Source organism: Thermomicrobium sp. 4228-Ro (assembly GCF_026241205.1).
GTDB lineage: Bacteria > Chloroflexota > Chloroflexia > Thermomicrobiales > Thermomicrobiaceae > Thermomicrobium.
The window spans coordinates 1457389-1477555 of sequence record NZ_JAPFQM010000001.1 but is presented as its reverse complement, the minus strand read 5'-3'; the positions used below and the strand labels follow the sequence as shown (position 1 = coordinate 1477555).

Here is a 20167-nt window from a genome sequence, read left to right as displayed (position 1 = left end):
TCAATCCCGGGCGGCATGCCGCACCAACCACAGGCGCTGCAGGACCGTGAGATTCGTCGCGATCGCAAGGAGCCAGAGCACGATGACAGGACGAGCGAGGAGCAAGCCCACGGCGAGCACGACGATACGCTCGGGGCGGGCAAAGAAGCCCTGCGTCAGCGGGATTCCAGCCCCCTCGGCACGCGCCCGGACGTAACTGACAAGTAACGAGCCAACAATCGACCAATAGCAGAGGACGACCGGAACCACTCCGAGATCGGCTCGGACGATCCAGAACAAGAGGCCACCGACGACGAACGCTTCGCTGTACCGATCGAGTACGGAATCCAACACTCCACCGAAGCGGGTGACATTTCCGGTTGCCCGGGCCACTGCCCCGTCGAGGAGATCGAAGGCTCCGGCCACCAGCAGGAGAACACCGGCCACTTGCAGGTAGCCGAGTGCGAGAACGAGTCCCGCGATGGCGTTCAGCACGAGACCGAGCATCGTGAGCTGGTTGGGTGTTAGCCCGGTCCGGGCGACGAGCGCACCGATCTGCTGCACACGGCTCCGTACGCGATCGGCAACCAACGAACTGAGCACGCGTCAGACCCTCCTCGACCAGGCGCGGAGCGCGACACGAAGCGAACTCCACCAATCGAGCGGCAATGCCGTCTCCGCCTCGCGCACCCCACGCAGCAGCCGCTCGTAATATGCCAGCGTGCGTTGCGCGATGACAGGCCAGGAAAACTGCTGGGCGCGGAACCGGCCGGCTTTCCCCAAGCGTTCGCGCAGAGCCGCGTCAGCCAAAAGATGGACGAGTGCAACTGCCAGCGCGTCCGGATTCTTGCGTTCGACGAGCAAGCCTTCCACCCCGTGCCGCAGTACGAAACGGAACCCTCTGATATCGCTGGCGATGACTGGCCGGCCGCTCGCCATCGCCTCCAGCAAGACGATACCGAAGCTCTCCGCGCCAGTCGCCGGTGCGCAGAAGACATCGCAGGCCGTGTAATAGGATGGCAGCACGTCATCGGGAACCGCTCCGACGAACCTCACGTTGTCCTGCAACTCACCTCGTTCGATGATCCGCTGAAACCGCTCAGGATCACCTGGCCCGACCACGAGAAGGAGCACGTCCGGGAACTCTCGCCGAACGAGTACCAGCGCTTCCAAGAGGTAGCGCAACCCTTTGCGCGACTCGTTGAAGCGTCCAACGAATAACACCGTCGGCCGGCCGAACTGCTGCACCGGTGGAACATCCGGTCGGAAGCGTTCCGTATCGATTCCGTTCGGGATCAACTCGTAGTAACCCGGGAAATACCTGGCGATCGACTCGAGTGCTGCCGGTGACACAGCGATTCGCCCATGCAGCTTCGCGAACAGAAGTCCCAGCAGCGGCTTTGCCGAAAGGTATCCCCAGTTGCGGGAACGCGCCGCGTGGAACGTCCCCACGTTGATCGAACGAGAATGGAGCAATGCCAGCTGCGGCAGCATCGGCGCGAGCGGCTCGTGCAGGTGCACGATATCGAACCGCTCACGCTGGAGGAGTTCGCGCACCTTCCCGGACACAAAGGGAGACAGCGTGATACGAGCGGTCGAACCGTTGGTGGGAACCGGCACTGCCACACCGAGCTTGATGAGATGGCCGTCATCGCTTTCCGCTTCGCCTGGAGAGCGTGGTGCGAGGATACGTGTCTGATGACCCAGCTTGCGGTACTCCGCATCGAGGTGCAGAATGTGCTCGTTGACGCCACCCGGATAGCTGAAATCGAACGGCGAGACGAAGAGAATACGCACTTGCACGCCCCCATCAGGTCGCAGCGAGGAGAACGATGATCGCTTGGGCACTCACGATGTTCGTATGCGGACTCTGGTGGACAGCCGCCACCGTCTGGCGCCTCAGCCGCCCAAGGGCGGCCCTACCCCTCTGGCTCGCACTGACCCGCGACCTCGCCCCAGCACCGCTCCTCGGTATGCTTCTGGCACGGTCATTGGGCCTCGGCTGAAGCAGCCGATCCCCGGTCTCCGCTGCTCGCCTCTTGCTCCGCCGCTTCCGGTGGCGGCACGATCAGCACGACAACATCGCGCCCGATCGTGCGCACCTGATCGATCGGCACCGACTGACGACGGCCGAGCAATCCGCCGATACCGGCCGGAGAGACGACCAAAGCGGTCAGCGCGCCACTGATGGGATCGAACGCAGCGTCGTCCACCGTCCCACGCGCCTCGCCCTGCTCAGTGACGACACGCAGCCGCACGAACTCGTCGATGTCCAGGAGCGCCTGACTGTGGTCACCCGCCAGGCGCAGAACCTCACGAGATGGCAGCATGACTGCGTCAGCACCGATACTGTGGACATCCTCGAACGTCACATCGTTGGTGTCTCCGCTCGTTCGACGGATACGGAGAATGGCGACTCGCCGGTGCTGAGGATCGATAAAAACGTCCTGGATCTCGCCGAGTCGCTCGCCATTGTCGACCGTGATCACCGGCCTCCCACGCACCGCTCGCAATTCCATGCGCACGCCTTCCGTCGATCGAAACGGATGCCAGAGTCTCGCTTCATCATAGCAGGCAATCAGTCCGTCGTCACCAGTTTCTCCTAGAACCGCAAGCCAGTCGAGCAGTATGCTCTATCCTGCGATCGGACGGAACCGGAACGAGGTCGTGGTCGATGGCGAACCGACGCAACGGACGACGGAACAGCAACGGACAGAGGAACGGCCGAACGGCACCGGCCGCACCCGTCGTACTCGCCCGTCGCCGACGCGCGCGCCGGCGGCAACCGATCACCGCTCTCCTCGCTCGCCTCACTGCCATCGTTGCGCTGACCCTCCTCCTGCTCACTTTCGTCGGGGTAAGTGTCGTCGCTGCCGCCGGCTACCTCGGTTGGTCGGCCTTGACGGCGGACTTACCTTCTCCGGATCGGTTCGAGGCAGTCGACTTCCAGACGACGAAAATCTATGACCGCAACTGGGTCCTCCTCGCCGAGGTGAGCGACCCGACGACCGGCTGGCGCACGGCGATCAGCTATGAAGAGCTGATGGACCACATCGAACAGCAACAGAACGATCCCACCAAGCCGCACCGTGCGTGGATCATCGACGCGACGATCGCGGCCGAAGACGAGACCTTCTGGACGAATCCGGGTGTGGAGCCACGAGCCATTCTCCGCAGCTTGATCTTCAACCTCAGTGGTGAGCCGACGAGCGGTGCCTCGACGATCACCCAGCAACTCGTCCGCATGCTCTATCCTGAGACGATCGGGACCGAACGCACCTATCGCCGCAAGATCCGCGAAGCCATCATGGCAGTGCGCTTCACCCAGCGCTATTCCAAGCAAGAAATCCTGATGATGTACTTGAACAACGTCTACTACGGGAACCGTGCCTATGGGATCGATGCCGCAGCACAGGCCTACTTCAACAAGTTCGCATGGGAACTGACGCTCGCCGAAGCCTCGATGCTCGCTGGTTTGCCCCAAGCACCGAGTGTCTACGATCCGACCAAGAACTTCGAACTCGCCAAGCAACGACAGCGCTACGTTCTCGACCGTATGGTCGAACTGAGCATGATCACCAAGGAGGAGGCGGACGCGGCGTTCGCCGAGCCGCTCTACCCGCAATCGCGCGAAGGACGCTACAATCTGGCGCCGCACTTCGTCAACTTCGTGATCGACTACCTCGAGCAGAAGTACGGCCCGGCTGCCGTTTACCGCGGCGGGCTGATGGTCCGGACGACACTCGATCTCGCAGCGCAACAGGCAGCGGAGGAGATCGTCAAGCGCCGCGTCGAGCAACTCGCCCCGTATCACGTCAACAACGGTGCGCTCGTCGCGATGCTGCCCTGGAGCGGTGAGATCATCGCGATGGTCGGGAGCGCTGACTTTTACAACGACGCGATCGACGGCCAGTACAACGTGGCGACCGCCGAGCGACAACCCGGTTCGGCGATCAAGCCGGTGACCTACTTGACGGCCTTCGAAAAGGCTGGCTGGTACCCGGGCACCATCGTCTTCGACTACGCCAAAGTCTGGAACATCCCGGGCTTCGGTCGCTACGAACCGAAAAATGCGACCGGGCAGCACTTCGGTGCGATCACGGTCCGTGAGGCACTCGCCAACTCGTTGAACATCCCGGCATTGCAAGCGATCGACGTCGTCGGTGTGCCAGCCATGATCGATATGGCGCACCGGCTCGGGATCAAGACCGGGTTCTGGCGCGACCCGAGTTTCTACGGGCTGTCGATCACACTCGGTGGCGGCGAAGTCTCGCTGCTCGAGCTGACCAATGCGTACACCACCATCGCCAACAACGGCAAGTACGTGCCCTACAACCCCATCCTGGAGATCATCGCACCCGGCAACAATCGGATCTACCAGCTCGATCGGGTGAACGTCCTACAACAGGCACCGCAGGTGGTGCGAGCTGAGTACGCTTACCTCATCACGAACATCCTCTCGGACAACCGAGCACGCGCCCTGATCTTCGGCCTCAACAATCCACTCGTGTTGCCCGAACTCGGCAACCGCCCGGTCGCAGCGAAGACCGGAACCTCGGAAGACGCACGCGATCTCTGGACCGTCGGCTACACGACCGACGTCGTCGTCGGCGTGTGGGTCGGTAACACCGACAACAGTCCGACGCGTGGACTCGACGGGATTTCCAGCGCAGCACTGATCTGGCACGACTTCATGGTCAAGGTACACCAGGACGAAAACCTGGCGCGCACGTTGCTCGGCCCCGATGGCCAACCGCTTCCGATCGAGTTCTCTCGCCCACCGGGAGTCGTCGAGGTCCAGGTTTGCGCAGCCACCGGCAAGCGACCGATCCCCGGTGCCCGCACCGTCACCGAACTCAGCGTGCAGGATGGCCCACCGCGCCTCCGGTGCAATCAGGCTTCGGAGTACGAACTGCGCGAACTCCGGGCGGCACTCGCGACTCCGCGGGGTATGACGGCACGTGGGTGGAGTTCCCTCCAAGCGTACGCGGCGATGGTCGGTGTCACGCCGCGCATCCAGATCGAGCGGCCGACCCCAACACCCGCTACGGGAACCGAGCCGACACCGAACCAAGGGACACCTACCACAGCACCGCAGCCCACACAACCGGCACCGAGCCCAGCACCAGCACAATCTGGGAACTCGTCCGGCGGGCCGCTCCTACCCGGAGAAATACCGCCGCAGGAAACCCCCTGACCGCTGTGCGTGTGTATCGATCGTGCTATCCTTCACGAGCGGGGTGAGAGGGGCCCGCGAGAGCGAGGTGTATCCATGTCGCTCGTCGATTACGCGGTGATCGGACTACTCGTGATCACCAGCACCTTGATGGGGACGGTCCTCATCCTGCTCGGGCATTTCGTCCGACCGCGTAAGCCGAATCCAGCCAAGCTCCAGCCTTACGAGTCGGGTGTACCGGATGTCAACCCACCACGCGGCCGGTTCACACCGCGCTTCTATCTCGTCGCGCTCCTGTTCGTTGTTTTCGACGTCGAAGCGATCTTCCTCTATCCCTGGGCTGTCGCGTTCGACGCGTTGGCACTCTACGGCTACGTGCAGGCTGCGCTCTTCGTCGGCATCTTGCTCATCGGGCTCCTCTACGAGTGGCGGAAAGGAGCCCTGGAATGGGTATGAGCCAGACGCAGAGCCACCCGAACATCATCACGACCACAGCCGATTGGGTCTTCAGCTGGGCACGACGCTCCAGTCTCTGGTGGCTCCAGTTCGGCCTCGCGTGCTGTGCGATCGAGATGATCAGCTCGGCGATGCCGCGCTTCGACCTGGCCGAACGCTTCGGCATGCTCTACCGCGCTTCGCCGCGCCAGGCCGATCTCATGATCGTGGCGGGGACCGTCACCAAGAAGATGGCCCCAGTCGTGCGCCAGCTCTACGACCAGATGGCTGACCCGAAGTGGGTCATCAGCATGGGCAGCTGCGCCAACGTCGGCGGACCGTTCGATACGTACGCTGTCGTCCAGGGTGTAGACCAGGTCATTCCGGTCGATATCTACGTGCCAGGCTGTCCGCCGGTTCCGGAAGCGCTCTATTACGGTGTCCTCGAGCTGCAGAACCGGATCATCCGGTACGAACGGTTGAAAGAGCGCTACGGGCTCGAGGCTGCCGAGGCTTACCGGCAGGAGCAACGCGAGGCTGCCCGCGCTGCGCTCGGACCGCGATCCGAGGGGGCAGGATGAGCGAGCCACGGTCACTCCCGGTTGCACCGGAAACGAGCCCGTGGGACACGACCGGCTACTGGGGGCCGACCGATCCGGAACAACACCCAGCCGTCCGGCTCGTCCGGGAGCGCTTTCCGGACGCGTTCCAGGAAGTGGTCGTCTTCCGCGACGAGGTGACGCTCCGCGTCGTTCGCCAGGCGTTGCGCGACGTCGTCGACTTCCTGCGGACTCACCCGGAACTCCGCTACAACCACCTGACCGACATCACAGCAGTCGATATGTTGTATCTCCGCGAACGTCCGCGTTTCGACGTCGTCGTGCAGCTGTACTCGATCCCGCGTCGACAGCGGCTCCGGGTCAAATGCGGCGTCGACGACGGGGAGACAGTCCCGTCGCTCGTCCCGATCTTCGCTGGCGCGAACTGGCTCGAGCGCGAGTGTTACGACATGTTCGGCATCATCTTCGAGGGGCACCCGGACCTCCGGCGGATCCTCCTGCCGGAGGATTGGGACGAGGGGCACCCCTTGCGCAAGGACTATCCGTTACGCGGTTACCGCGACTACGTCCAGCCAGGTTTCGAATCGCCTGCCCCGCGAATCCGCGGTACGTTGCGGAGGCCAGGACCATGATCGACTTCTCGCAGCCGACACCGGTCATTCTCAGCGAGGTACGGCAGATCACGCCGACCCGCCGGGAACTCGTCCTCAACATGGGGCCACAGCATCCGAGTACGCACGGCGTGCTCCGGGTACGGTTGACACTGGAAGGCGAGACGGTCATCGCCTGCGACCCGGTGATCGGCTATCTCCATCGCGGTGTGGAAAAGCTCGGCGAGTCGCACCGGTACGCCCAGTTCGTCCCCTGGACGGACCGCACCGACTACGTGGCGGCACCGTCGAACAATCTCGGATACGTCCTGGCTGTCGAGAAGTTGTGCGGCATCCAGGCGCCTGAACGTGCCCAGTACTGGCGGATGATCATGGCCGAGCTGACACGGATCGCCTCGCACCTCGTCTGGCTCGGCACGCATGCGCTCGACATCGGCGCGCTCTCCGTCTCGCTCTATACCTTCCGCGACCGCGAACTGATCCTCGATATCTTCGAGAAGTTCTGCGGCGCACGGTTGACGACGAACATGATGGAGATCGGAGGATTCTCGCGCGAGATCCCACCTGATCTCCCGGAAATGGTGCGTGATTTTTGTCGCTACTTCCCGAAGGCGATCCGCCAGTACGAGGATCTCCTCACCGAGAACCCGATCTGGCTCGCCCGTACCAAGGGCGTCGGGGTGATCGAACCGGAGGTCGCGATCAATTACGGTCTGACCGGGGCTTGCCTGCGCGGCTCCGGTGTCAACTACGACGTGCGCAAGGCGATGCCGTACTTGCTCTACGACCGCGTCGAGTTCGAGGTGCCGCTCGGCACGCACGGTGACGTGTATGACCGCTATCTCGTGCGGATCGAAGAAATGCGGCAATCGATCCGCATCATCGAACAGTGTCTCGACCAGGTACCGACTGACGGGCCGCTCATGGCCCACGAGTCGCGGTACGTCATCCCGCCGCACAAGAACGTGATGACGACTGCCGAAGACATGCAACGGCATTTCATCTGGGTCATCAAAGGGTTCAGCCCGCCCAAGGGGGAGGTGTACCACGCAGTCGAGCACTCCAAGGGCGAGCTGGGGTACTACATCGTCAGCGACGGAAGCCCGATCCCGTATCGCTTACGCATCCGGTCCCCGGACTTCGTCAACCTTCAGTCGCTCCCGTACATGGCACAGGGCGCGATGCTTGCCGATATCGTCGCCCTCATCGGGACGATCGATATCGTGCTCGGGTCGGTCGATCGATAGCGGCGAGAGACGAGGTGGGGCAGCGGGATCGATGGACTGGCAGCGGTTGATCGTCAGCTATCTCGTCGGGTTCGTTCTCCTCAACGTGCTGCTCGGGCTGATGGCCTACATGACCTGGTTCGAGCGGCGCGTGCTCGCACGCATGCAACACCGCGTCGGGCCGAACCGGACTGGACCCTTCGGCCTGCTCCAACCGATCGCCGATGGGATCAAGCTCCTCGCGAAGGAAGACATCGTCCCAGCGAATGCCGACCGGCTGGTCTTCCTCGTCGCGCCACTCCTCTCCTTCGCGCTGGCACCGCTCGGCGCGGCGGTGATTCCCTTCGGCGATTCCCTGCACCTTTTCGGAATCGACATCCCGCTGCTCGTTGCCGACATCAATGTCGCCGTTCTCTATGTCCTCGCGCTGGGATCGGTCGGCGTCTACGGGATCATCCTCGGCGGCTATGCATCCGGCAATCGCTACTCGTTGCTCGGAGCATTGCGCTCGACCGCGCAGGTGATCAGCTACGAGCTCGTGCTCGGGCTCTCGTTGGTCGGTGTGCTGATCCTCTCCGGATCGCTCAGCTTGCAGGACATCTTGCGGGAACAGCAGCGGTCACTCGTTCTCGGCCCATTGACGCTTCCGAACTGGTACATCCTCTCGCAACCACTCGCTTTCGCGCTCTTCCTCATCGCTGCCGTCGCCGAGACGAACCGCGCGCCGTTCGATCTACCGGAAGCCGAAACGGAACTCGTCGCAGGCTACTTCACCGAGTATTCCGGTTTTCGCTTCTCGTTCTACTTCCTGGCCGAGTACATCAACATGATCGTCGTCTCGCTGCTGGCAGCGACGCTATTTCTCGGGGGCATCGACGGACCGATCGCCGACGGTGTGTGGTGGCTCGCCCTCAAGGCACTCTTCTTCCTGTTCTTCTACGTTTGGTTGCGGGCGACGCTGCCGCGTTTCCGCTACGACCAGCTGATGGGGCTCGCCTGGAAGGTACTGTTACCACTCGCACTGATCAACATCGCGCTGACCGGGCTGGTCCGGCTCTGGGGAATCGGCGCACTCTGAGGGAGAGGCTACGCCGGGTATGACGGTACAGGTGCTGGTCTTCTGGCTCTTGGCGCTGGTCGCGATGCTCGGTGCGCTGGGGGTCGTCGTCGCACGGAATCCGATCCACAGCGCGATCGGGCTCGTGTTGTCGTTCCTCAACGTGGCAGCGATCTACCTCATCGCGCGTGCCGAGTTCCTGGCAGTCGTGCAGGTGATCGTCTACGCCGGTGCCGTGATCGTACTGGTCGTCTTTGTCACGATGCTCGTGCACCCGGACGACCTCCCGGAGTTCCACGGGCGGCGCCCGTTGCGGATCGCCACCGGTCTCGTGCTCGGCCTCGCCCTCCTCGCCGAAGTCAGCGCAGCCGTCCTCGCTCGTGGCCTACGCGGCGCGCCAGGCCCCTGGACGGACGAAACGGTCGCGATAGTGGGGGGCAATACCCGGGCCCTCGGTCAGGTGCTGTACTCGGACTACATGCTCGCGATTCAGCTGACCGCGTTGCTTCTCCTCGCGGCAACGATCGGAGCCATCGTCTTGGCACGGCCCGAGGCGGTCAGCGAGCGCCTGGCCGCGGCCCGGCGCGTCATGACGATCTCGCTCGCGCATCCACGTGGACTCGACCAGCCGGCGATTCCGGTCGCACTGCCGGGGCCGCAGGACGGTCGCGTGAAGGAAGCTGGCGGTGGTCGGCCGATCGTGCTGGCTCGGACTCCGGACGAGTTCACCGAGCAACCCGCCTGGGGCGAATGGAGGAGACAATGACCGAATTGACGGCGACGCATTTCCTCCTCCTCAGCGCAGCGCTGTTCATCATCGGGATGGTCGGCGTGCTCACGCGCCGCAACGTCCTCGTCATCTTCATGTGCGTCGAGCTGATGCTCAACGCGGTGAACGTCAGTCTCGCCGGCTTCGCGTGGGAACTGCACCAGCTCACCGGACAAGTCTTCGCGCTCTTCGTGATCGCCGTCGCTGCCGCCGAGGCAGTAGTCGGACTCGGAATCGTGATGGCACTCACCCGGCGCACCGATACGGTCGATATCGACGAGCTCCGGCAGCTCCGCGAGTGAACGGAGAAGAGTGATGGAACGAACCGTTTCGTGGTTGGTCATCATTCCGCTCGCGCCGCTGCTGGCCGCACTCCTGAACTTTCTCTTCGGCAAGTGGTGGATCCGTCAGCGCGCACACTGGTTGGCCGTGCCGGCGGTCGCTCTCTCGTTCCTCGTGAGTCTCCTCGCCGCAGCAGCCGTGTTGGGCCGCCACGAGGTCCTGCGACAACCGCTCTACACTTGGATCACTGCGGGAGACTTCCACGTGCCGGTCGAACTGGTCGTGGACGAGCTCACAGCCGTGATGTTGCTCGTGGTGACCGGCGTCAGCCTGCTCGTCCACATCTATTCGATCGGCTACATGCACCACGATCCGGCCTACTATCGCTTCTTCGCCTGGCTGCCGCTGTTCGTCTTCTCGATGGTCATGCTCGTCCTCGCCAACAACTTCCTGGTGCTCTTCGTGTTCTGGGAAGCAGTCGGCCTGTGCTCGTACCTGCTCATCGGTTTCTGGTTCCGGCGACGCTCAGCAGCCGAAGCAGCCAAGAAGGCGTTCGCCGTCAACCGGATCGGTGACTTCGGGTTCGCGCTCGGCGTCATGCTGATCTTCACGACTCTGGGCACATTGGACTACGAGGCCGTCTTCCAGGCGATTCCCGAGCTCTCGTCCGGTACCATTACGGCGATCGCCCTCTTGCTCTTCACCGGGGCGGTGGGGAAGTCGGCCCAGCTGCCGCTCTTCGTCTGGCTTCCGGACGCGATGGAAGGCCCGACACCCGTCTCGGCGCTGATCCACGCCGCGACGATGGTCACGGCGGGCATCTTCATGGTCGCGCGCACCCATCCGATCTTCCTGGCATCACCGACCGCGATGTCGGTCGTCGCGCTGATCGGCGCGCTCACCGCGTTCGTCGCTGCCACGATCGCGGTGACCCAGTTCGACATCAAGCGCGTCATCGCGTACTCGACGGTGAGCCAGCTCGGCTACATGGCGCTGGCACTCGGTGTCGGCGCCTGGATCCCGGCGATTTTCCACTTGTTCACACACGCCTTCTTCAAGGCTCTCCTGTTCCTCGGCTCCGGCGCGGTGATGCACGCGCTCCACGACGAACTCGACATGCGCCGGATGGGGGGGCTCAAGCGCTGGATGCCGATCACCTACTGGACGTTTGTCATCGGTGCGGCTGCCAATGCTGGCATCGTGCCCCTGGCCGGTTTCTGGAGCAAGGACGAGATCCTGGTCGGGGCGTGGGTCGGTGGCGCACCGCTGCTCGCGCTTCTCGGTCTCGTCGCAGCCTTCTTCACGTCGCTCTACATGTTCCGGGCTGTCTTCCTCACCTTCCACGGCGAACCACGCTTCGACCCACACGAGCTGCACCCGCACGACCCACCGGCGACGATGTCGGTCCCGCTCGTCGTCCTGGCCATCGGAGCACTGCTCGCTGGCTTCGCTGGGGTGCCGCCGGAAAACGGCTGGATCCACCACGCGTTGGAGCCGGTCTTCGAAACAGCCGAGCACCATGACGTGTCACTCAGCCTCACACTGGCATTCGCGACGCTTTCGACTCTCGTCGCGCTGGCGGGGCTCGGACTCGCGCACGCGGCCTACGTCCGCGGTACGCTCTCGCCGGCGACGGTCGCCGAGCGGCTCGGCTGGCTGTATCGGCTTGCTGCGAACGGCTGGTATTTCGACTTCCTGTACCAGCGATACATCGTACGCCCGCTCGACGCCTTCGCCGACTGGCTCTGGCGTGCGGTCGATGTCGGCATCATCGACGGCGCAGTCAACGGTCTGGCCCGGGCAGTCGCTGCACTCGCGCAACTCTGGCGACGTCTCCAAACCGGACTGGTCGCGAACTACGTGCTCCTCATCGCGCTGGCAACGGTCGTCCTGGTGGGTGTGTCGCTCGTGATGGGCAGCACCCTGTTCCGCTGATCGAGGGTGGAGGAGAGAGCGGTGGAGCAGCTGCCGATCTTGAGTCTGATAACCTACAGCCCACTCGCCGGAGCGGTCATCCTGTTCCTGTGGGCAAACGCCTCACCGCGCGCCGCCCGATGGGTGGCACTCGTCGCCAGCAGCATCTCGTTCCTGCTCTCGATCGGCATGCTGATCGCGTTCGATCCGCAGCGCTCGGGCATGCAGTTCACCGAGACGTTCGAGTGGCTGCCGGAACTCGGCATCGCCTATCGACTGGGCGTGGATGGGATCAGCGCTCCGCTCGTCGGGTTGACGACGCTCCTCACGCTGATCGCGGTGATCGCCTCCTGGGAGCCGATCCGACACCGGGTCCGCGAGTACTACATCACGCTCCTGTTACTGGCCACGGGCATGCTCGGTGTTTTCGTCAGCCTCGACCTCTTCCTGTTCTACGTCTTCTGGGAAATCGTCCTCATTCCGATGGCACTCATCATCGGTGTATGGGGAAGTGCCAACCGCGTGTACGCAGCCGTCAAGTTCTTTCTCTACACGCTGGCCGGCAGCCTCCTGATGCTCGTCGGCATCGTGGCACTGTACCAGGAGTACTTTCAGCGGACGGGTGTCCGCACGCTCGATGTCCTCGAACTCGCGCAAGGCCACTATAGTCAGACGTTCCAGTTCTGGGCCTTCCTCGCGTTCTTCCTCGCTTTCGCCATCAAGGTGCCCATGTGGCCGTTCCATACCTGGCTTCCCGATGCCCACGTCGAGGCACCGACAGCCGGTTCCGTCATCCTCGCTGGCGTCCTCCTGAAAATGGGTGGATACGGGTTCCTGCGTTTCAATCTCCCGCTCTTCCCCGATGCGAGCCGAGCGTGGGCTCCGGCGATCGTTGTCCTCTCCGTCATCGCCATCCTCTATGGTGCGCTCATGGCGCTCGTCCAGCGCGACTTCAAGAAGCTGGTCGCCTACTCGTCGGTCAGCCACATGGGGTTCGTCACGCTCGGCATCTTCGCGCTCAACCAGCCTGGCCTGAGCGGGGCGATGGTGGTGATGCTCAGCCACGGCTTCGTCACCAGCGCGCTCTTCCTCATCGTCGGTATCCTCTACGAGCGCGCACACACCCGAGAACTCGCGGTTTTCGGTGGCCTCGCGAGGAACATGCCCGTCTTCACCGCGTTCTTCGGTCTATTCGCTTTCGCCTCGCTCGGTCTCCCTGGACTGAGCGGATTCGTCGGGGAGTTCCTCGCCTTGCTCGGCGGATTCCGGGCCTACCGGTGGGCCGGTGTGTTGGGCACGGCTGTCGTGATCCTGGCGGCCTGGTACATGCTGCGCGTCTTCCAGCGTGTCGCGCTCGTTCGCGCGCCGGGTGAGCCGCCCGATCCGGACGACCCCGAACTCCGGCTCGCTGCGGCTCATGGTGTCCCACCGGTCGCTGGGGGAGGCGATGTGGAGCATCCACCGCTCGACCCGCGCACCTTCCCGGACGTGAACTGGCGTGAGGCGCTCACGCTCGCACCACTCGCGCTCCTGACGGTGTGGGTCGGTGTCTACCCGTTACCGGTTCTGCGGATGATCGAATCGACGCTCGCCGCGCTCCTGGCGACTGTGACCGGCACTGGGCTGTGAAGGAGGAGAGTCGATGCCCTTGCGACTCGCCGCACCCGAGTGGTCGCTCCTCGTCCCACCGCTGATCATCGTCGGAACGATCGTCCTCTTGCTCGCGATCGACGCGCTGGTCTCGCGCCCCTCCGCTCGCCTGATGCTGGGTATCGCGATCGCCGGGCACGTGCTCGCGCTCGGCTCGCTCGCGACGATCGACTGGAGCCGCGGCGCGACAACCTTCGGAGCGAGTTACCGGGCAGACTGGTTCGCGCTGGTCGTGGCGCTCGTCGCCTTGGTCGCTGGTCTTCTCTCGGTTCTCGTGTCAGCTGGGTACACCGAATCAGGCCTCGAGCCGGGCGGCATCGGCCAAGCGGAGTACCTCTCGCTCTTACTCTTCTCGGTGCTCGGGACGCTGATCGTCGGCGCAGCCGGTGACCTCATCGTACTCCTGCTGGGCCTCGAAACGAGCGCCGTCGCTGTCTACGCACTGACGGCTTTCGCTCGTCGGCGCATCACCAGTGTCGAAGGTGCACTCAAATACTTTCTCCTCGGTGCCTTCGCGACCGCGATCCTCATCTACGGTATGGCCTGGATGTACGGGTTGACCGGGAGCATCGTTCTCAGCGATATCAGTCACACACTTCGGACAGTCGTGACACCTGGACAGCCGCTCGATCCCGCACTCCTGTTGGCCCTCCTCCTTTTGACGGTTGGTCTCGGTTTCAAGATCGCCGCTGTGCCGTTCCACATGTGGACGCCGGATGCATACCAGGGCGCACCGACGCCAGTTTCCGCGTACATGTCCGTCGTTCCGAAGGTGGCTGGCTTCGCCGCGATGGCTCGGATTCTCGTCCAGGGCCTGCAACCGCTCAGCGAACGGTGGGTCGACCTGCTGGCGGCGCTGGCGCTTGTCACGATGGTTTATGGCAACGTCGTGGCGATCGCGCAGCGTGATCTCAAGCGGATGCTCGGCTACTCGGCCATCGGTCACACCGGGTACATGCTGGCTGGCCTCGCTGCCTTCACGACCGGTCAGCCAGGCGATCGCAGCGTCGGTAGCGTCCTCTTCTACTTGTTTGCCTATGCCTTCATGAACATCGGTGCCTTCGGGATCATCGCCTGGCTGCAAGAACGTGGACTCGGCACGACACTTGACGACGTCGCTGGCCTGGCGAGTCGGGCACCGCTGGCTGCGCTCATGATGGCGATCTTCATGCTGTCGTTGATGGGTATGCCACCGCTGCTCGGGTTCTACGCCAAGTACTATGTCATCCTGGCACTCATCGAGGCTGGGCAACTCTGGCTCGCCGTCGCGATCGTGGTGATGAGCGCGGTCTCGGCGTTTTTCTACCTCCGGGTCGTGACACGGATGTACTTCGAGGAACCTGCCGGAACCTGGCAGCCGGCTCGCACCCCGCTGCTGGGGCTGGGGCTCGTCGTCATGGCCGGAGTGACGCTGGCGCTCGGTCTGGTCTCGGGCCCGATTCTCGAGTTGGCACAGCGCTGGCCGACCGCGCTCACCTGATCAGGCAATCACGGCGACCGGGGAAGGGCCATGGGCTGGACTCTGGAACCGTATCAAGACCAGAATGCAGCCGGAGTGGTTGATCTCTGGAACGAGGAGTTCGGTCACGCTCTGCCGCTGTCCACCGAACTCCTGCTGCATCGTTGGCGAATCGGCCCGAACGAGCTCGCTACAGGGTGGGTAGCCTGCCAGCGATCGGAGCTGCTCGGAGCGATACTGGTCCGTCTTCCTGCGCGACCGTGGTTTCCAGCCGGTGTCGGGTTCGTCACACTCTTCGTTGTCGCCCGGCGCGCGCGCCGCCAGGGAATCGGCCAGGCTCTCCTCGCCCAGGCCAGCCGAGACGCAACGCGGCACGGGTATCGCGTACTCGTCTTCGGTGGCGGACCGGGTCACCTCGTCCCGGGTATTCCGCTCGAGGCGCCGCTGACGACCTGGCGCTTCCTCCGACGATCCGGTGCATTCCCGCGTGAGGTCTTCCATGACCTTCTCGTCGATCTCACTGTGCTACCCGTGCCACCCAGCTGGCCCGATGGCGTCACCCTCGAGCCAGCGCCTCGCGACGAGATGCTCGCCTTTTTAGCTCGGGAATTTCCAGGGGAATGGGAAGTCGACGTCGCTGAGGCCTACGAGGCCGGCGCCACGGTTCTCGGCCTGCGTCGCGACGGCAAGCTTATCGGCTTCGCGGCGGCCCATCCGCCCGGTTCGTGGCCACCCCCGCCGAGCCTCTTCTGGGCCCCCGTCCTGTCAGGTCCTGTTGGCGGCCTCGGCCCACTCGGCATTGCTGCCACCCATCGCAAACAGGGCTTCGGTCTCGCCATGGTTCGAGGCGCTCTCGCGTTCTTGCGCGACACCGGTGCGCGCTGGGCGGTCATTGACTGGACAGAACTCGCCGCGTTCTACGGCCGTGCTGGCGCGCACGTCTGGCGCACCTATCAGATGGCAGCCCTGCCACTGTCCTGATCATGTCGCCAGACCTGAGGATGTTCAACCTCCTTCCCGTAGCGTCTGGAGACCGGCGGTCATGAGGTGCCCGCGGCTGATCTTGAAATCCGACCACGATCGCCCAGTCCGACGGCATCATCCCTGGATTTTCTCCGGTGCCATCGCCCGGATCGACGGCGATGCTGAGGACGGTGACATCGTCGAGGTCCACAGCAGCGACGGCGAATGGCTCGCCCGCGGCTACCTCAATCGTCGCTCGCAAATCGTCGTGCGACTCCTCTCCTGGAATCGGGACGAGACGATCGACGAGTCGTTCTGGGCGCGCCGGATCGAGCGAGCACTCGCTGCCCGCACCCGCTTGCACCTCGACCAGGTGACGAACGCCTACCGCCTGATCTACGCCGAAAGCGACTGGCTCCCTGGGCTGATCGTCGACCGTTACGCCGACTTTCTCGTCATCCAGTCGCTCACGCTGGGAATCGAACGCCGCAAGGAACTCCTGGTTCGCCTCCTGGCGGAGCGGTGCCGACCGGCCGGCATTTACGAACGGTCGGACCTCGACGTTCGCGAGAAGGAAGGGCTGCCGCCCGCTGACGGTACGCTTTGGGGCCAGGAGCCTCCGGAACGGATCCTCATCGAGGAGTACGGGCACCGCTTCCAGGTCGACGTGCGGCGCGGGCAGAAGACCGGCTTTTACCTCGACCAGCGCGAGAACCGGCGACGTGCAGCGGCCTATCTGAAACACGGGCGTGTGCTCAACGCGTTCGCCTACACCGGTGCGTTCGCGATCTACGCCCTGGCAAACGGCGCCGAGCATGTGGTCAATCTCGATACGTCAGCCGAAGCCCTCGCTGAAGCGGCGGCTCATCTGGCCCTCAACGGTTTTCCTGCGGATCGGGCGGAGCAGATCGGAGGCGACGCCTTCCGCCTCCTCCGGCACTTTCGTGCCGGCGGCCGCCGCTTCGATGCCGTGATTCTCGACCCACCGAAGTTCGCCTACGCGCACGCGCATCTCGAGCGTGCTGCACGCGGCTACAAGGACATCAACCTACAAGCACTTCACCTCATCGAGCCCGGGGGAGTCCTGATTACCTTCTCCTGCTCCGGGCTCGTCTCGATCGATCTCTTTCAGAAGATCGTCTTCGCGGCAGCCGAGGACGCTGGACGCGAGGTACAGATTCTCGAGCGACTCGGTCACCCGCCCGATCACCCGGTCCGGCTCAGCTTCCCGGAGGGTGAATACCTGAAGGGGCTGATCTGTCGGGTCTGGTAAGGCGGAGCAGAAGCCCTGCTGGACTGCCTATCGATTCACGTTGGCCGCGCCTCGGTCAGCAGGCGGCGCAGTGCTCGCCCGAGTCGCTCCGCCCCTCTGAGCAACTCGTCGCGCCCGAGCGTCGTGAAACCGAGCCGCAAGCTGGGGCTTGGCCGGTGTTCCGGATAGAACTCCGATCCCGGTACGTACGTGACGCCCGCCTCGGCACAGCGGGGCAGGAGCGTCGCTGCATCGACCTCACCGGTGAGCGTGACCCACAGGAAAAAGCCACCGCCGGGTAACGACCAACGTGCCAGTTCACCGAGTTCATGCGACAGCGCATCGGCCAACAGCCGGCATCGTTCAGCATACTCGGCACGTGCAGCCCGCAGATGCGCCTCGTACCACGGACTCGTGACGACCGCCGCGACGGCTCGCTGCAGCAGACGGTCGGACTGGATATCGGCCGCCTCCTTCGCGTCGATCAGTGGCTTCATCAGGCGCGGCGGAGCGACGAGCCACCCGAGCCGCAGCCCCGGCGCCAGCGTCTTGGAGAAGGTTCCGATGAAGAGCACCTCTTCCCAGTACGCCCGGAGCGGCGGAGGTGGCGGTGCTTCGTACCAGAGTTCGCCGTAAGGGTCGTCCTCGACGATCGGGACGCCGTAGCGGGCCGCCAACTGGACGACCGCACTCCGCCGTTCGGCCGAGAGCGTCACACCTGCGGGGTTCTGGAACGTCGGAACCGTGTAGAACAGCTTCGGACGCGGCTCGCGCCGGAACGCATCCTCCAGTCGATCCAAGACGACACCGGCCTCGTCGAGGGGTACCGCCTCGATCGCGACGTCGTACGGTTCGAAGACCTGGAGAGCACCGAAGTAGGTCGGCCCCTCGACCACCACCCGGTCACCGGGTTCGAGCAGGAGCCGCGCGACGAGATCGATCGCCTGTTGCGCCCCTTGGGTAATCAACACCTGACCCGGGTCGACCCTCGCGCCACGCTGCCGCATGCGGTCAGCGATCGCGACGCGTAACCCTTCGTAGCCGTCGGTCTCGTCGTACCAGAGGGCAGTCGGTTCGGCGTGCCAAGCTCGTACCAAAGCATCGCTGATCGTTTCGGCCGGCAAACACTCGACAGGTGGTGCACCCCCAGTAAAGTGGATCGTTCCTGGTGGGCAAGGCAGTTGCGAGAAATCCGTCCGCGTGCAGGCACGAAAGGCCGCCACGCGCTTGGCGAGAACACGCTCCCACTCCAGCCTCACGACGCCTCCGATTCGCTGCGTGCTCCGTCGTCCGTCAACACGATTTCCAGACGCTTGTTGCTGCGCCCCTTCGACCGGGTGCCAACGATCCGAATGCCCCCGATTTCCCGGGTATTGCGGACATGCGTCCCACCATCGGCCTGGAGATCCAACCCTTCGATCTCGACCACGCGCACCTCGCGGATCCCTGCCGGCAACAGATTCACCTTGGTGCGGATGAGATCGGGGATCTGCTCGGCTTCCTCGCGTGGAATCGTCCACCACCGCACCGGCAGACCACGGGCGATCGCTTGGTTGGCCAGTGCCTCGATCCGCGCGACTCGCTCTGGAGCGAGATCCTCCAGCTCGAAATCCATCCGCGCTCGGTCGACATCGAGGTTCGCGCCAGTGACCAGCGCACCGAACTCGCGAAAGACGACCGCCGAGAGCACGTGCAAGGCGGTGTGGAAACGCATCAAGCGGTACCGCCGTTCCCAGTCCAGCCGACCCTGGACCACTGTGCTGACTGGCGGTGGTGGACCATCGAGCAGGTGCACGACCTCCCCCGGTGCTGTACCTCTCCGGACCGAGACGACTCGCCAACGCTGACCGTCAGGCGTGGCGAGCTCGCCCGTATCGTGCGGTTGCCCCCCACCACCAGGAAAGAAGGCTGTCCGGTCGAGGGCGACGCCGTGATCGGGTGTCACACCGATGACAACTGCGTCGAACTCGCGGAGGTAGCTGTCTTCGAGACACAGCAACAGTGTCGGCGGCATCGTCACGTCCTCCGCGGCGATGATAGGCGCGAGACCGCAGCTCGTCAAACACTCCACCGTCACGCTGTTCCCTCGCGCTCCCCCTGGGCGAGTGCTTCGCGTGCCCGGCGCAGGAGTTCGAGCACTTCCTCGTCCGTCGCCTGATGGAAGTCCTGGTACCACGCTCCCACACCGTCGAGCGGCTCCGGGGTGAGCAGGACTTCCACACGATCGACTTCTCTCCGCAACCGCTCGACGGTGACCGGCGGCGCGACGGGCAAGGCGACGACGATGCGCTCCGGATGCTGCTCGCGCACCGCAGCGATCGCTCCCAGCATGGTGAAACCGGTCGCCACGCCGTCGTCGACGAGAATCGCGATTCGACCGGTCAGGTCAGGGAGCGGTCGTCCGCCTCGATACAGCTGGCGCCGACGTTCCAGTTCTGCCATGAGCTTCGGTACGACGCGTCGGATGAAGTCCTCATCGGCAACGCCGAGCGCGAGTTCTTCCTCATTCACTGAGACGAAGCCATTCTCGGCAACTACACCGATCGCGTACTCGGGATTGAACGGAGCACCGATCTTGCGCGTCAGGATGACGTCGAGCGGCAGACGAAGCGCTCGGGCGATTTCGTATCCGACCAACACGCCACCACGGGGAAGCGCCAGCACGATTGCCGGTTGCCCAGCAAGGTCTCGGAGTCGCTCGGCAAGCTGCCGCCCTGCTTCGAACCGATCACGAAACATGCCCCACCCCCACACGTCACCTGTCACTCGATTTTCGGCCAGACTAGGCTATGATTGACGCAACCGTGCGGCGACCCTGTCGAGCGCCGCCACAC

The 20167-nt window shown here is 64.0% G+C and carries 20 protein-coding genes; 14 read left to right on the top strand and 6 right to left on the bottom strand.

From position 1 onward, the window contains the following. Both OO015_RS07015 and OO015_RS07010 read right to left on the bottom strand, forming a co-directional pair. Entirely contained in the window at positions 1 to 582 is a 582-nt protein-coding gene (locus OO015_RS07015) for a CDP-alcohol phosphatidyltransferase family protein (protein WP_265940522.1), read from the bottom strand. Positions 583 to 585: 3 nt separating this feature from the next. Further along, positions 586 to 1776 carry a glycosyltransferase family 4 protein gene (locus OO015_RS07010; protein ID WP_265940521.1) on the bottom strand — a complete coding sequence of 397 codons (1191 nt, stop codon included), beginning with the start codon at positions 1774 to 1776 and terminating at the stop codon, positions 586 to 588. 35 nt (positions 1777 to 1811) lie between these two features. On the opposite strand from OO015_RS07010, the gene OO015_RS07005 reads away from it, so the two are divergent. After that, complete coding sequence (locus tag OO015_RS07005; protein WP_265940520.1) at positions 1812 to 1985, top strand: hypothetical protein; 174 nt, start codon at positions 1812 to 1814, stop codon at positions 1983 to 1985. On the opposite strand, the gene OO015_RS07000 is transcribed toward OO015_RS07005, so the two are convergent. After that, positions 1968 to 2498, bottom strand: a complete 531-nt coding sequence (locus OO015_RS07000; protein ID WP_265940519.1) for a PRC-barrel domain-containing protein — start codon at positions 2496 to 2498, stop codon at positions 1968 to 1970. The two genes, OO015_RS07005 and OO015_RS07000, sit on opposite strands and share 18 nt — an antisense overlap. A 155-nt stretch (positions 2499 to 2653) precedes the next feature. On the opposite strand from OO015_RS07000, the gene OO015_RS06995 reads away from it, so the two are divergent. The 13 genes from OO015_RS06995 (at position 2654) to OO015_RS06935 (ending at position 17354) form a co-directional block, all read left to right on the top strand. Next, positions 2654 to 5176: a transglycosylase domain-containing protein gene (locus tag OO015_RS06995; RefSeq protein ID WP_265940518.1), complete on the top strand. Its 2523-nt coding sequence runs from the start codon at positions 2654 to 2656 to the stop codon at positions 5174 to 5176. 75 nt (positions 5177 to 5251) lie between these two features. Then, positions 5252 to 5611, top strand: a complete 360-nt coding sequence (locus tag OO015_RS06990; protein WP_265940517.1) for an NADH-quinone oxidoreductase subunit A — start codon at positions 5252 to 5254, stop codon at positions 5609 to 5611. Next, positions 5602 to 6171, top strand: coding sequence for a NuoB/complex I 20 kDa subunit family protein (locus OO015_RS06985; RefSeq protein WP_265940516.1), 570 nt, complete (start codon positions 5602 to 5604; stop codon positions 6169 to 6171). The genes OO015_RS06990 and OO015_RS06985 overlap by 10 nt, the downstream gene beginning before the upstream one ends. Next, positions 6168 to 6782 carry an NADH-quinone oxidoreductase subunit C gene (locus OO015_RS06980; protein WP_265940515.1) on the top strand — a complete coding sequence of 205 codons (615 nt, stop codon included), beginning with the start codon at positions 6168 to 6170 and terminating at the stop codon, positions 6780 to 6782. Before OO015_RS06985 ends, OO015_RS06980 begins: the two co-directional genes overlap by 4 nt. Next, positions 6779 to 8008, top strand: coding sequence for an NADH dehydrogenase (quinone) subunit D (gene nuoD / locus OO015_RS06975; protein WP_265940514.1), 1230 nt, complete (start codon positions 6779 to 6781; stop codon positions 8006 to 8008). Before OO015_RS06980 ends, nuoD begins: the two co-directional genes overlap by 4 nt. 31 nt (positions 8009 to 8039) lie before the next feature. After that, positions 8040 to 9065 (top strand): NADH-quinone oxidoreductase subunit NuoH, encoded by a 1026-nt coding sequence (nuoH, locus tag OO015_RS06970; RefSeq protein WP_265940513.1) that lies wholly within the window; start codon positions 8040 to 8042, stop codon positions 9063 to 9065. Positions 9066 to 9084: 19 nt separating this feature from the next. Then, positions 9085 to 9810 carry an NADH-quinone oxidoreductase subunit J gene (locus OO015_RS06965; RefSeq protein ID WP_265940512.1) on the top strand — a complete coding sequence of 242 codons (726 nt, stop codon included), beginning with the start codon at positions 9085 to 9087 and terminating at the stop codon, positions 9808 to 9810. Beyond that, positions 9807 to 10115 carry an NADH-quinone oxidoreductase subunit NuoK gene (gene nuoK / locus OO015_RS06960; RefSeq protein WP_265940511.1) on the top strand — a complete coding sequence of 103 codons (309 nt, stop codon included), beginning with the start codon at positions 9807 to 9809 and terminating at the stop codon, positions 10113 to 10115. The genes OO015_RS06965 and nuoK overlap by 4 nt, the downstream gene beginning before the upstream one ends. A gap of 13 nt (positions 10116 to 10128) precedes the next feature. Next, positions 10129 to 12030, top strand: a complete 1902-nt coding sequence (nuoL, locus tag OO015_RS06955) for an NADH-quinone oxidoreductase subunit L (protein ID WP_265940510.1) — start codon at positions 10129 to 10131, stop codon at positions 12028 to 12030. Between the two features lie 21 nt (positions 12031 to 12051). Continuing rightward, complete coding sequence (locus OO015_RS06950; RefSeq protein WP_265940509.1) at positions 12052 to 13638, top strand: complex I subunit 4 family protein; 1587 nt, start codon at positions 12052 to 12054, stop codon at positions 13636 to 13638. Between the two features lie 13 nt (positions 13639 to 13651). Then, positions 13652 to 15139, top strand: coding sequence for an NADH-quinone oxidoreductase subunit N (locus OO015_RS06945; protein ID WP_265940508.1), 1488 nt, complete (start codon positions 13652 to 13654; stop codon positions 15137 to 15139). A gap of 30 nt (positions 15140 to 15169) precedes the next feature. Continuing rightward, a complete protein-coding gene (locus OO015_RS06940; RefSeq protein ID WP_265940507.1) occupies positions 15170 to 16099 on the top strand; it encodes a GNAT family N-acetyltransferase in 930 nt (309 codons plus the stop codon). Between the two features lie 61 nt (positions 16100 to 16160). Further along, on the top strand, positions 16161 to 17354 hold the full coding sequence (locus OO015_RS06935; RefSeq protein ID WP_265940506.1) for a class I SAM-dependent rRNA methyltransferase: 1194 nt from the start codon (positions 16161 to 16163) through the stop codon (positions 17352 to 17354). Positions 17355 to 17389: 35 nt separating this feature from the next. Here OO015_RS06935 and OO015_RS06930 read toward each other — a convergent pair whose 3' ends face one another. From OO015_RS06930 to OO015_RS06920, 3 genes are read right to left on the bottom strand one after another with little or no spacing between them, the layout of a single operon-like run. Beyond that, positions 17390 to 18592 carry a PLP-dependent aminotransferase family protein gene (locus OO015_RS06930; RefSeq protein ID WP_265940505.1) on the bottom strand — a complete coding sequence of 401 codons (1203 nt, stop codon included), beginning with the start codon at positions 18590 to 18592 and terminating at the stop codon, positions 17390 to 17392. Then, the gene (locus OO015_RS06925; RefSeq protein WP_265940504.1) at positions 18589 to 19410 is read right to left on the bottom strand and encodes an alanyl-tRNA editing protein; all 822 of its coding nucleotides are present in this window, start codon (positions 19408 to 19410) and stop codon (positions 18589 to 18591) included. Before OO015_RS06925 ends, OO015_RS06930 begins: the two co-directional genes overlap by 4 nt. Then, entirely contained in the window at positions 19407 to 20072 is a 666-nt protein-coding gene (locus OO015_RS06920) for a phosphoribosyltransferase (RefSeq protein ID WP_265940503.1), read from the bottom strand. Before OO015_RS06920 ends, OO015_RS06925 begins: the two co-directional genes overlap by 4 nt. Between the last annotated feature and the right edge of the window lie 95 nt (positions 20073 to 20167).